11 protein-coding genes are annotated in these 12,737 nt (G+C 48.5%); 8 read left to right on the top strand and 3 right to left on the bottom strand.

Annotation, left to right across the window (positions count from 1 at the left end):
• Window positions 1-152: 152 nt before the first annotated feature.
• Together KDK15_RS13265 and KDK15_RS13260 are read right to left on the bottom strand one after the other, a co-directional pair.
• Window positions 153-1,187, bottom strand: a complete 1,035-nt coding sequence (locus KDK15_RS13265) for a hypothetical protein (RefSeq protein WP_257295863.1) — start codon at window positions 1,185-1,187, stop codon at window positions 153-155.
• Between the two features lie 196 nt (window positions 1,188-1,383).
• The gene (locus KDK15_RS13260) at window positions 1,384-3,222 is read right to left on the bottom strand and encodes an NEL domain-containing protein (RefSeq protein WP_257295862.1); all 1,839 of its coding nucleotides are present in this window, start codon (window positions 3,220-3,222) and stop codon (window positions 1,384-1,386) included.
• Window positions 3,223-3,451: 229 nt separating this feature from the next.
• Here KDK15_RS13260 and rpe point away from each other — a divergent pair, with 229 nt between their 5' ends.
• The 7 genes from rpe (at window position 3,452) to trpC (ending at window position 11,248) form a co-directional block, all read left to right on the top strand.
• Window positions 3,452-4,129 (top strand): ribulose-phosphate 3-epimerase, encoded by a 678-nt coding sequence (rpe, locus tag KDK15_RS13255; RefSeq protein WP_257295861.1) that lies wholly within the window; start codon window positions 3,452-3,454, stop codon window positions 4,127-4,129.
• Between the two features lie 11 nt (window positions 4,130-4,140).
• Window positions 4,141-4,578 (top strand): HAD-IA family hydrolase, encoded by a 438-nt coding sequence (locus KDK15_RS13250; RefSeq protein ID WP_257295864.1) that lies wholly within the window; start codon window positions 4,141-4,143, stop codon window positions 4,576-4,578.
• Between the two features lie 483 nt (window positions 4,579-5,061).
• Window positions 5,062-6,711 carry an ATP-binding protein gene (locus KDK15_RS13245; RefSeq protein WP_257295860.1) on the top strand — a complete coding sequence of 550 codons (1,650 nt, stop codon included), beginning with the start codon at window positions 5,062-5,064 and terminating at the stop codon, window positions 6,709-6,711.
• A gap of 575 nt (window positions 6,712-7,286) precedes the next feature.
• Window positions 7,287-8,777, top strand: coding sequence for an anthranilate synthase component I (gene trpE / locus KDK15_RS13240; protein ID WP_257295859.1), 1,491 nt, complete (start codon window positions 7,287-7,289; stop codon window positions 8,775-8,777).
• Window positions 8,777-9,373 carry an aminodeoxychorismate/anthranilate synthase component II gene (locus KDK15_RS13235; RefSeq protein WP_257295858.1) on the top strand — a complete coding sequence of 199 codons (597 nt, stop codon included), beginning with the start codon at window positions 8,777-8,779 and terminating at the stop codon, window positions 9,371-9,373. The genes trpE and KDK15_RS13235 overlap by 1 nt, the downstream gene beginning before the upstream one ends.
• 4 nt (window positions 9,374-9,377) lie before the next feature.
• Window positions 9,378-10,427 (top strand): anthranilate phosphoribosyltransferase, encoded by a 1,050-nt coding sequence (gene trpD, locus KDK15_RS13230; RefSeq protein ID WP_257295857.1) that lies wholly within the window; start codon window positions 9,378-9,380, stop codon window positions 10,425-10,427.
• A 17-nt stretch (window positions 10,428-10,444) separates the two neighbouring features.
• Window positions 10,445-11,248, top strand: a complete 804-nt coding sequence (trpC, locus tag KDK15_RS13225; RefSeq protein WP_257295856.1) for an indole-3-glycerol phosphate synthase TrpC — start codon at window positions 10,445-10,447, stop codon at window positions 11,246-11,248.
• 44 nt (window positions 11,249-11,292) lie between these two features.
• Here trpC and sodC read toward each other — a convergent pair whose 3' ends face one another.
• Window positions 11,293-11,868 (bottom strand): superoxide dismutase [Cu-Zn] SodC, encoded by a 576-nt coding sequence (gene sodC / locus KDK15_RS13220; RefSeq protein ID WP_257295855.1) that lies wholly within the window; start codon window positions 11,866-11,868, stop codon window positions 11,293-11,295.
• A 229-nt stretch (window positions 11,869-12,097) separates the two neighbouring features.
• Here sodC and KDK15_RS13215 point away from each other — a divergent pair.
• The coding region (locus tag KDK15_RS13215; RefSeq protein WP_257295854.1) for a hypothetical protein at window positions 12,098-12,737 on the top strand (640 nt) is incomplete at its 3' end.

Below are 12,737 nucleotides of genomic sequence, written 5' to 3'. Positions count from 1 at the left end.
TCGCAATCCTCGCTACGGGGTCGCCTAGACGGGCGCTATTCTCGGACAGCCTCCTGGCTGCCTTCTGTGCCAGCATGTCGGGGGGAATAGCAGACCGGATATTTCTGCCAGCCCATTTATATCGATAATTTGTATGGTTCCGGGCGGCATGACTAACGAGGGACCTGCAAATCGCTGTCAGAAGCCCTGAGGACTTTTAAAATATGACGCCCCTGAAAGTCCGGATTAAACTGAAGACCATCCGGAAGTAACCTTCTGCCAAGCGTTTCAAGCTCCGAGGAAGCAGCACTGGTTCGAACCTCAACAGCCAGCAGCAGGGAGCTCACCAGGAAGCCCACAATACTTCGACTCCATAAACTCACGCCAAAACCACCGGCAAGGGCAGCATAAGTGACAATCAAAGACATTCTATTAACAAATCCGTTTTTCTGATCCCCATGATACCCGGTCACCATCTTTACAGGAGGCTGCGTTCTGTCATTATCGGCAAAACTGAATCCAACCCCTTCTGAAAGACCGTTTATACTCAGAGGCCCGCCAAGATCCAGAAAAAGCTCATTATCTTTGGGAAATTTGTAATACCGATAACCATAGATACCACCACGCCCAGCGCCACTGATGTACAGCGACTTAAGATCCATCCACTCCAGGCTCAAAATATAAAGATTTCTTTCCGGGGACAGCATCAAATCAAGGGCTGACTGATGGGTTGCAAGAATTAAGAAAAGTAACAATGGGTTTTTCTGCAAAGAGGCCGGCATCGTCCTTGAATCAATTTTTTTTACCAACCGCCGGGTCTTACTTTCCGTGGTAAATAACACCTTGTAACCCGCAACCTCTGAAGCGGATTCAGTCAATATCGCCTCAAAGTCCACCAATAACGACTGCCCGGTTCTTTTAAGGTAGGAAAGGTAATTGACATAACCAAAAACCCCGTCCTCCACTTGCTCCATTTGATCAATTTCCTCAGCCTCTGATGGTACCGAAATCATGATTCGACAGGACTCGGCAACCCCCAGAAAGCAACCCTCTGTATATTTCAAATCCCCCTTAACACCGTATATATCCCTCAATTCCACAGAACCGGCATAGTCGGGAGCTACAACGTCGTGAGACAGACCCGGATAAGTGGCCATTGCCTGACCGGTGATAATAAGTGTGATACAACCACACCAACACCGTCTCACTCCCCTCGCCATATCCCACGCCAAAGCTCTTGAAAAAAACGTCTTAATTTTTACCACAAGCCTCACCAACGACGCTGCCAATCAAATGAACACCAATAACAGAAATTCAGTTCTCGATTATAGACACGCACAACGCTTACTTGTTCTGATCTGACAAGGCTTTTCCAGGCACTTGCATGTTAACCGTGTGGAATTTTCATGGCTGAAATTTAACCTTTTTTCGAGCAGGCCCCTCCTGCTCCAGCCGATAGACAGTTGACCAGTCTAATGGCGTTTTAAAAAATGGGTCGCTGCTGTTTTCCAGGAAAGCTCTGCGCAGGCTGTGGTAATCAAAATGATCATCGCCAAAGGCAACCATTTGCTCAGTTTTCTCCAGACAGAACGGGCAGTCATTAATCCGGTCAACGGTCATCGGCTGAAGCTGTTCAAAGGCTGGAATGGTGAGGTTGCGTTGGTATTTCTGCCAGGGCGCCCACGTCTTCAGATAATTTTCCAGGGCTTGTTCCGTACAGGTTTGCTCAATCCGTTCAGCGGCGTTGGCAATATCATGATCCCACACACCGGCAATGTTTCTGTAGTGCATATGTCGAGTGTTGCCGGGTAGGGCAAAGTAATTACGCAAACCAATCTGAAAAGCCAGTTCCACCTCAATCATAAGCGTCACTGGTCTATCTATTGATACTCTATGTTCACGGGCAATCTTTTTTACTTCATCCAGAATCATCATCTGTCGCCCCAGAGCCTTTAGCTCCGTTGGGTCATCATTTTGCAGGGCCATGGTTTCAGCCGATTGGCACAGCTGCAACGTTTCCAGGTCGTCCAGGGCGAGGATAACCCGGTCTTCACAGCTACTGATGCCTTGGTGTATACGGGTCAGAACATTTTCCCTGACCTCACTGCTGCCGCTGAGCAGTGATAGCGCCTTAGTAACTCGCGCAGCCAGCAACAGCCGTGTACCCGGGAAGTGATACTCATTTGTTTCCGTTAACCGTTCCAGAAACGTAATCAGATCTTGAATCTGGTCTGGTCGACAGTCCTGTTTCAGTGTTGCCACTTCGGGCGGGGAGGACAACGCCCACCAGAATGCAAAAGCCTGATCAATCGTAGCAAAGCTTTCACGTCGTATCTGGTAGTCAAGATGAAACAGCATGCCAGGTACAGAGAGTGCCCTGAGGTGATCCATCAATACTACAGGCAGTTGAGTATTACTCAGATAAACATGGCGCCTTCTGTTTAACCATGTTCTTCCCATCCCGGTGACCCAGTCAGGTAATTCCCTCAGACTGGTGCAGCCAGAAAGAATAAGGTTACCGCCCAGCCTTACTTCTTTGGGCAAGCACCTCAGTCTGCGACATTCGCGGAGATCAAGATAACCCCGGATGAACATTTTCTCGGGCAATTCAGTCAGGTTCTCACAGCAAGCAAGGTTGAGATACTGTTGCACCTCAAGTTTGTGTGGCAGGCGCCTCAGTTGCTGGCACGCCTCCAGATCCAGATAACCATACCGGTAGTGATTTTCGGGCAGTGTTACCAGGCTAGGACAACCTTTGATGTAGATCCGTCCCTTTACCTCAATGGTCGAGGGAACCTCTGTCAGCTTGTCTAATGAAATCAGGAAAAGGGAGCCATTGACCGTGAGATGTGGAGGTAAGACTGGCAGGTCGGGGCATCGTTGCAGGTAAAGTGATCCAGTGATCGAGAGACGTTTGGGCAGCAACATTGAGCCGCTGAGATCCCGAAGAAAAACACAGCCTTTGACGCGGTAATGAGTATTATCTTGTAAAGCGCCGGCCTTGATCGCCTGAATTAACTCAGCTTCGCTGATCTCTCTGAACTTGATGATTGTGCGTTCCGAGATCACTTCGACTTTAACGGTTTCCCTGACCTCCTGCGTAGCATACGACGAAAATCGTATAGATCTGCTAATATGATTCGGCTGATCGACGCAGTAAGCGCTTGGCCCTGCCACTTCAGTTGTACTGGTGGCGACATGCTGCTGGGCAGGAGGAAAATTGCGACTTATAGTGTCCATCATTATGGTCTCCGTTAGCCAGTAGGTAACGATATATTAAGTCAGCACAGTGCATGTCGTAGGAGCATAGACGATGTCAACCATTGTGAATAATTGTGTCGGCATTGCGGTGTATTTTCAGCCTGAAATAACCGGTTCACCTCTACAATGTGCAGGTACCAGTTGCACCTGACAGAGCCCTGACAACCCGCTACAATCGCCAGAAATCATACATAGGCAGATCAGGAAAACCATGCGCGACTTTATTATTGCCCCAAGTATCCTTTCCGCAGATTTTGCCCGTCTGGGCGAAGAGGTCGATGATGTTCTGGCCGCTGGAGCGGACTGGATTCACTTTGATGTTATGGACAACCATTACGTCCCGAACCTCACCCTGGGCCCGATGGTATGCAAGGCATTGAGAAAGTTTGGCGTCACCGCTCCCATCGACGTTCATCTGATGGTGAGTCCCGTCGATCGTATCATCGGTAATTTTATTGAAGCCGGCGCCAGTATGATTACCTTCCACCCGGAAGCATCTGAACATATTGATCGTAGCTTACAACTTATTCGCGAAGGTGGTTGCCAGGCTGGGCTGGTACTCAATCCGGCAGCGTCGCCCGATGTGCTCGAGTATGTGATGGACAAACTGGATATGATCCTGTTGATGTCGGTCAACCCTGGTTTTGGCGGTCAGAAGTTTATCCCCTCAACACTGAAAAAACTGTGCAGAGCTCGCAAGTTGATTGATGATAGCGGGCTGAATATCCGTCTCCAGGTAGATGGTGGTGTTTCAGCCAGCAATATCCGCCAGATTGCCGAGGCCGGTGCTGATACCTTTGTTGCCGGTTCAGCCATTTTTGGTGCTGATAACTATCAGGATGTCGTGACTCAAATGCGTTCCGAACTGGCTGAGGTAGTGGCTCTTTAGACCATGAAAACATCACACAGCAGCGGCCATCCGTTTCTGAACTCGGATATCACAGCTACCTTTATCCGGGGGGTTCTGACTTTCTTGAGGCGATGAATGATCGTGGCATCAAACAGGTTGTTATTACCAACAAAAGCGAGCAGTTTACTGACCGCCTGCTGCAGCTGATGGGTATTGATCACTACTTTGAACTGACTATCGGGGACGACAGCCTGTCTGAAAAAAAACCTCACCCCATGCCTTTGGTTCACGCCATGCAGAGGTTTAATTGTCCGAACGAACAGTCGCTGATGATTGGCGACTCCGTTAATGATATTCGTGCCGCCAGGGCTGCGGGCGTTCGGGTGGTTGGGTTACCTTATGGATATAATCATGGTAAACCTATTGAGCGGGCTAAGCCTGACCTGGTGATTACGTCATTAACCACACTTCTCCCAACGAAGGCTTAACCAAGTTTGGGAATAGTGTCACGCAACGCGATATATTCTAGGCGACCCCGTCTAGGCGAGTGAGAGCAGCGAGCATCACAATTCGTGACAACAAGCGGAGCAATTCTTCGGTTTACAATAGTCGAAGCAATCACACCATTTTCAGCCACAATATAGTGAAATAGTGAATTTAGAGTCAGGAACCTTTTCAAAAGCCGGGGGTCGAACGACATGCCCCTATTTCAATATGACGGTCATGCTATGAATGCAAATTCGACGGTATGTGACGGATCACTCAACGCTAATACTCTATGGCATTTGGACAAAGTAAGAGATTCGCAGGAAAGTTTATCTTCATCAGTATCCGCCTTAAAAAGGCATGCTCAACAATTACCTAAGGAGCAACTCCTTACACTTTCCAAAAAGATTAAGTCAGATCAGCGCCCCGGCTGGTCGGTTGGCTTAAAACTCAGTGAAAGACAGTTACATTTTCAGTCAATACTTTTGAATCCAGGCATATCGAGTCTCAGTGAAATAGGCAAAGTTACCATTGAAGATAACGATTCACTGTCAGATTTCCTCAATGAACATGTGGTTACTCCCTTTAAACACCAGGAGTCATATGAATACTTTGATCCTGAAGACCAGCCAGAAGGACTCGTGCTATTAGGATCTGATAATAATTCCCGCCAGGGGATAATCAACAAACTGCAGGATACGCTCGGAAACCCGGTTTATCAGCTGCCCGAAATCCATGAGAGCTCTGAAGATAGCTCTGCTATAGATCAGTTGATCTTGCAGATAAAAGAAGACTGCTTGAGCTATGCTGTCGTCGCTATCGAGGCGGACTGTTGCAAGGACAGTTGTATACAAACATTACTGAATCAGCTTCGTTGCCAGCTCGAAGATAACGATATCAAAGCAGTTGTTATGGTCATGGCCTCCCGGGAAGAACAAATACCTGAACTTTTACTGGATAAACAGTTCAAGTGTTACCGGTTTAATCAACAGAGTCATTGGAGTCCACAAGAGAAAGTTGCCTTGCAGATATTGGCCAGTATTAATCAGTACATTCGTAGACACAATTATTCCGTGAATGACAATGTTGACTGGAAAAAGGTTGCCGACCAACTGTCTGATCGAATCCCTGAAGGTGTTAGCGACATTGACAGAAAAGACAAATGCATCAAAGTCGTGAATGAGTTCTTTATCAAAGTTGGCCAGGCATGCGCCAAGGCTGGCTTGCTTGAGATAGATCAGAAAATCATTGACCAATGCACCGCACAACGGCTCAACAAGGAAGTTGAACCGCTTGGTAAAAAACTGGAGGATTTTATCCTGCATGGTCAACCGGAGCTGACTCGATTTTTCAGGAATCATGTCATCCAACAGCTATTAAAACCTGAATTTTATGAACTTTATAACCTCTACTTTCCGCAATCATTTTTGTTGCACGGCATCCCGGGAACTGGCAAGACTCACGCCCTGAGAACACTGGCGAATTTTTTGGATCTGGCTTTTTATGAGATGAATCCTCAGTCAGTTGGAAGTTGCTACGTGGATCAGTGCGAACAAAACATTGCCAGGATGTTTGAAAAAGCCTGTGAGGCAAAAGGGGCCATTATTATGATTGATGAAATCGATAGTATGCTTCCGAAACGGAACAATGCAGTTCACTACAGTGTTAAACGAACTAACGAATTGTTAAGGCATATAGAAGCGGCAAATGAGAATCGCATCATCGTGGCGGGAACCACTAATCGCCTGGACGCCCTTGACCCTGCAGCGCTCAGGAAAGGCCGATTAGGTACCAATTTTGAAGTCAAGGGGTTGAACCGGGGTGGAGTGGAGGCGCTATTGACTCATCAGCTGCAGAGGTTTATGGACAAGGATAAAGCTCTCGAATTGACCCTTGCTGTTGATTACCTGGGAGATGATTGCCCGGTTTCTGATGTTTATGCTTTTTGCAATGACTTATGTTCTTTTGCTGCAAAACAAGAGGTTCACCCCCTCAATCAGCGGATTCTAAATCAGTATATCAGTGAAGAAATTGATAAATTTGAGCATAATGCTCAAGAAAATCCTGTCCCCCCCCCTCTTCTCCCATCGAAGCCGAGAGCATATAATCTGAGGTCAAAAAAGAGTTTGACTTAGCATCAATCGGTAACTTGTTTCTATCTTAAGCACTGAAGGAGCGCTCTTAGGATAGATATCAAGCTTGGGGGGAAAACATCACCTGCAGTAAATTCATATCAAGCGGCCCCTTGACGACAGATTTCAAAAAGATATCCGTATGCAACCCATGCTCAAATTCAGACACACTGATCGCCCATACCCGATGCTTTCTCAATCTTCGGGAACCCCAACCAGGGCAGCATACTCGCTGATTTGCAATAGCCCCTGTAGTCATATACCCTTAGCGCAGATCATAATGACATAAAGAAGTACTAATAGTACTAATAAAGAGTCTGGATAGATCCTGCCCTGGTACGGAGTTTGCCGTGAAGCCCTGTCAAAGCCAAGACCGTTATCACCAACATAGCTTTCGACTCAGATACAACGACCATAACGGCTGTTCCGATACTTCCTTGTCTTCAACTTCCCTCCTTACTGCCTCCTGGCGCTGGCCATAGGCCTGCAAATTTCACTTAGCCCAACGGCAACATGGTTGTTGCCAAACAAAGATAATTTACATCAATAATCCCGTTAGCTTATTCGAGAGAGCTGTTATGACGCCAGAAGCTTTTGCGCGTCTGACCAGAGAAGGATACAACCGCATCCCCGTTGTACGGGAGATTCTGGCAGACCTTGACACACCGTTAACCACCTATCTCAAGCTCGCCAATGGCCGCTACTCCTACCTGCTGGAGTCCGTGGAGGGCGGTGAAAAGTGGGGCCGTTACTCGATGATTGGCCTGCCCTGCCGCACCTTGCTCCGGGTCAACGGCGATCGTATTCAGATCGAAACCGATGGCCAGATTGTGGAAGAACATACCACCAGCGACCCGCTGGCTTTTATCAAGGCATTCCAGCAACGTTATCAAGTGCCGGAGCTGCCGGAATTGCCCAGATTCACCGGCGGCCTGGTGGGTTATTTTGGTTACGATACGATTCGCTATATTGAACCCAAACTGGCACAGAGCGCCCCGAAGGATGAGCTGCATACACCGGACATCCTGTTAATGGTGTCTGATGAACTGGTGGTATTCGACAACCTCAGTGGCAAACTGATCCTGATTACCCATGCCAACCCTGACCTGCCAGCCCCACTGGAAAAAGCACAATTCCGCCTGGACAACCTTGTGCGCCAGCTGCAGACCAGCCATATTCAGCCTCCGGTCCAGGCATCTCTGAACCCCGCCAGTGAAGATGATTTTCAATCAGGATTTGGCGAAGAAACCTTCAAAGATTCGGTTGGCGCTATTCGGGATTACATTCTGGCTGGAGACGCCATGCAGGTTGTTCTCTCCCAAAGAATGTCTATCCCTTATGACAGCTCACCGCTGAATCTTTACCGGGCTCTGCGCAGTACCAACCCTTCCCCCTACATGTATTACATGGATCTGGGGGATTTTCATGTCGTCGGTTCTTCTCCTGAAATTCTGGCCCGGCTGGAAGATGGCGAGGTGACCGTAAGGCCTATTGCAGGCACCCGAAAGCGGGGTGATACCGAAGAGAAGGATAAAGCTCTTGAGCAGGAGCTGCTCAATGACCCCAAAGAGCTGGCCGAACACCTGATGCTGATTGACCTGGGAAGAAACGACGTTGGACGAGTAGCAACCACAGGCTCAGTAAAACTGACGGACAAGATGGTCATCGAGCGTTACTCCCACGTTATGCATATTGTCTCCCATGTGACTGGCGAACTGAAAAGTGGACTGGATGCCCTTGATGTACTAAAAGCTACGCTACCCGCAGGGACGTTAAGTGGGGCGCCCAAAGTGCGGGCCATGGAAATCATTGATGAAATGGAGCCGGTTAAACGGGGTGTCTATGGTGGCGCAGTGGGCTACCTGGCCTGGAATGGCAATATGGACACGGCTATTGCCATCAGAACAGCGGTTATCAAAGATCGTCAGCTTCATATTCAGGCCGGTGCAGGCATTGTTGCTGACTCCTGCCCTGACCTGGAATGGAAAGAAACCATGAATAAAGGGCGTGCCCTGTTTCGTGCGGTAGCCATGGCCCAAACCGGATTCATTAAAGGGATGAAACACTGATGCTGTTAATGATCGACAACTACGACTCATTCACCTTTAACCTGGTTCAATACTTCTCAGAACTGGGCGCTACTGTCGACGTCCACAGGAACGATCACATCACCATTGATGACATCGAAAAGCTAAAGCCAGACCATATCGTTATTTCTCCGGGCCCCTGCACGCCAAACGAAGCTGGTATATCCATGGATGTTATACGACATTTTCAGGGTAAGATTCCGATCCTGGGTGTCTGTCTTGGCCATCAGAGTATTGGTCAGGTTTATGGTGGCAGGATTGTTCGCGCCCGACAGGTGATGCACGGTAAAGTTTCTCCGGTCTTTCATCAGGATTTCGGAGTTTTTCAGGGGCTGGCCAACCCGGTCACCACAACCCGTTACCACTCACTGGTTATTGACAAAGAGCGTCTTCCTGATTGTCTTGAGGTCACCGCATGGACTCAATTTGCCGATGGCAGCAATGACGAGATCATGGGCGTTCGCCACAGAGAGCTGCCCGTTGAGGGCGTGCAGTTTCACCCAGAGTCCATTATGACCGAACAGGGGCATGACCTTCTGGCCAATTTCCTCAAACAGTCCATTGATCTAAGGGAATGAAACAATGCAGATAAACGAAGCCATAAACCGGGTCGTACAACATCTTGACCTGAGCCGGGATGAAATGGTCGAGGTCATGCAACAGATCATGACAGGCCAGTGCAGTGACAGCCAGATTGCCGCCTTTCTGGTTGGCATGCGGATGAAAAGCGAAAGTATTGAAGAAATCACCGGGGCGGCCATGGTCATGCGACAGCTGGCTACCCAAGTTGAGGTTAACGCTGAGCATCTGGTAGATATTGTCGGAACCGGGGGGGATGGAGCCCACTTGTTCAACGTCTCTACAGCGTCGGCATTTGTCTGTGCCGCTGCCGGTGCCAACGTCGCAAAACATGGTAACCGTGGGGTTTCCAGCTCAAGTGGCAGCGCCGATCTTCTGGAGTACGCTGGTGTCAACCTGGATATCAGTCCCGATCAGGTTGCCCGCTGCATTGAAGAGATAGGTGTTGGTTTTATGTTTGCGCCAGCCCACCACACAGCCATGAAAAATGTTGTCGGTGTGCGCCGGGCGCTGGGTATTCGTACTCTGTTTAATATTCTTGGGCCGATGTCCAACCCAGCTAACGTGAAAAACCTGCTGATTGGTGTATTTACCCGAGAGCTATGCCGCCCCATGGCCGAAGTCCTGCGCGAACTCGGTAATGAGCATGTTATGGTGGTGCATTCCGTCGATGGACTGGATGAAATCAGTATTGCCAGTGAAACTCACGTTGCTGAACTGAAGGATGGCAACGTCTGCGAATACACCCTGAAACCGGAAGATTTCAATATCAACTCCCAAAGCCTGATTGGGCTGGATGTGAAAGACAGTAATGAATCACTGGCGTTGATCAAAGACGCTCTCGGTAAACAACAGGGAACATACGCTGAAAAAGCAGCCAGCATGATCGCCCTGAATGCCGGTGCAGCCATCTACCTTTCAGGGGTTGCCGGTCAACTTGAGGCAGGTATTCTGATGGCCCGGGACGCCATCGATAGTGGTCTGGCGCTGGAGAAAATGAAAGAGCTTGCCAGCTTCACCCGCGTTTTTTCTGTAGAAGCAGCCACTGGGTAAGTGTGAGGATCCAATTCATGTCGCTACCGACGATTCTGAATAAAATCATAGCACGGAAGCATGAAGAAGTTTCTGAGCGCCGGAATACCAGGCCGCTTGATGAAGTGAAAAAGCTGGCCGGGCAGAATACCCCAACTCGGGGCTTTGCCCGTAACCTGCTGTTACGGGTTGAAAAGCAACGGGCCGCTATCATTGCAGAAATCAAAAAAGCCTCTCCCAGTAAAGGCGTTATTCGAGAACACTTCGAGCCCGCTGACATCGCCAGAAGCTACGAACGCTCTGGAGCCAGCTGCCTGTCCGTGTTGACGGACCAGGATTTTTTTCAGGGGAGTGACCGCTTTTTACAGGTCGCTCGAGACGCCTGCTCTCTGCCGGTGTTACGTAAAGACTTTATGGTTGATCCATATCAGATATATGAGGCAAGGATGATTGGTGCTGACTGTATCCTGCTGATTGTCTCCGCACTGTATGACCAACAGCTCAGTGAGTTTAATGAACTGGCACAATCACTTGGAATGGACGTTCTGGTTGAGGTACACGGGGCCAATGAGCTGGAAAGAGCCCTGCCATTACCGGGCGCCATTCTCGGCATCAACAATCGCAACCTTCATACGTTTGAAGTCAGTCTGGATAATACTTTTGCGCTGCTGAACTCGATTCCTGAAGGTCGGCTGCTGGTCACGGAAAGCGGTATACACACAAAACATGATGTGGAATCCATGGTCCGGCATAATGTGAACAGCTTTCTGGTGGGTGAAGCTTTTATGCGCCAGGAAGATCCGGGAGAAGCGCTCAGCCAGTTGTTTGGCAGTTATTTATGATCAAAGACCGCCCCAAAAGGGGCGGCCAGTCTTTATAACGTCAGTTATTGAATGATCCCACAGGCTATTCTGGCACCACCACCACCCAGGGGAGGGGTGTCAGAATAGTTATCGGAACCATCGTGAATCACCAGCGAGCGTCCCTTCAGTTCAGAGAGCGAAAGTCGAGGTGCTTCAACAGGGCTGACCGCGTTCCCATATTCATCAACCATTAATACCGGCAAATCCCCCAAATGTCCGTGACCTTCGGGTCCCTCGTGATGACCGCTGCTGTTCGGGTCATAGTGACCACCTGCCGCCAGGGCAGCAACGCTCTGGCCACCTTTTTCTCCTGGCTCACAGGAGGGATTTTCATGAACATGAAAGCCATGCTTCCCGGGCGGCAAATCATGCAGTGCCGGCTGCAGTCTAATCCCTTTGGTGACATCATCATCGTCAGCATGATGTATAAACACGTTGCCTATTGTTGGCCCATTACCTGCCGGAGACACCTGAAACATCGCAACTTCCAGCTTTTCCTCCGCCCTGTTCTCAACCTGACTCGTATTATCTGAACACCCAGACAGTAAAGCGGATAGAGTGATCGGCAGAGCCAGAAACCTGATACCTTTATTAAACATGTTACGAAACCTCTGAGAAAATATATAAGCTTCAGTATAGGTTCCAATGACACTCAACAAAGGCTGATTATTACGATGCCCCTAACGGCACATGACGTCTACCTTTGGCGAAACATGTCGCCGGGCTTCGAGGCTTTTCAGAACCTGTCCAACCATTTCAATCATTAATGAACTTAAAGTTGATTCCAATGTCAAAGTTGGCGCACTTTAATCAATGAGGTTTAAAATAATGTTTCCATCTTGTCATAATTCAAGGATGACAACAGAAGGCACGACTTCCTTAAAACCTTCTCTTGAGACTGGTAACACAACACCATCAAGAACTCTCTATTCAGGTTATGACGTATCAACACAAGAACAAACTGAACTCACTCTCCCACTCACTGATTCCCCTGAACCTTTCCCAGGAGCATCGTCTTTGAATAGACAAGTGTCTCATATTGAAGGTGCATCAGTGGATGAGCAATTAACAAGAAAACCACTGGGACATAAAGATCAGCATCAACACCCTTCGCCGATCACTAATTCAGAAAAATTGCTGGCTCTTTGCCGGGAACGCAAAATCATCATCAAAACAACGTTAGGCCAGCTAATTCATTCATGCCCGAATGAGTCGAAAGTACGTCTAATCTCTAAGCTTGGCATTTTTTTTGCCAATGTGGACAGTACTGTTAAGAACACAGATACGATTACCGGCATGCTTTTGTGCGCAGAAGAAAGCGCAACAACACAGAAAAACATCAACCATTTTCTGAGTACTAAAAACTTTGATGTAAAAGCAATAGCACTTTCTCCAAGTCTTAAATCCATTGCATCCATCTGTCATGGTAACGGCTTTCCCAAAGCCAGTGACGTAGACGCGCTGCTGA

It is taken from the genome of Endozoicomonas sp. YOMI1 (assembly GCF_024606345.1).
Lineage (GTDB): Bacteria > Pseudomonadota > Gammaproteobacteria > Pseudomonadales > Endozoicomonadaceae > Endozoicomonas.
The sequence above is the reverse complement of the archived record's forward strand: the minus strand, read 5'-3'. Positions and strand labels throughout refer to the sequence as shown.

What these genes read in the sequence shown, in the direction of transcription:
- KDK15_RS13260 (WP_257295862.1), bottom strand. Translation starts at nt 3,222, where the DNA reads ATGATGGACACTATAAGTCGCAATTTTCCTCCTGCCCAGCAGCATGTC.
- rpe (WP_257295861.1), top strand. Translation starts at nt 3,452, where the DNA reads ATGCGCGACTTTATTATTGCCCCAAGTATCCTTTCCGCAGATTTTGCC.
- trpE (WP_257295859.1), top strand. Translation starts at nt 7,287, where the DNA reads ATGACGCCAGAAGCTTTTGCGCGTCTGACCAGAGAAGGATACAACCGC.
- KDK15_RS13235 (WP_257295858.1), top strand. Translation starts at nt 8,777, where the DNA reads ATGCTGTTAATGATCGACAACTACGACTCATTCACCTTTAACCTGGTT.
- trpD (WP_257295857.1), top strand. Translation starts at nt 9,378, where the DNA reads ATGCAGATAAACGAAGCCATAAACCGGGTCGTACAACATCTTGACCTG.
- trpC (WP_257295856.1), top strand. Translation starts at nt 10,445, where the DNA reads ATGTCGCTACCGACGATTCTGAATAAAATCATAGCACGGAAGCATGAA.
- sodC (WP_257295855.1), bottom strand. Translation starts at nt 11,868, where the DNA reads ATGTTTAATAAAGGTATCAGGTTTCTGGCTCTGCCGATCACTCTATCC.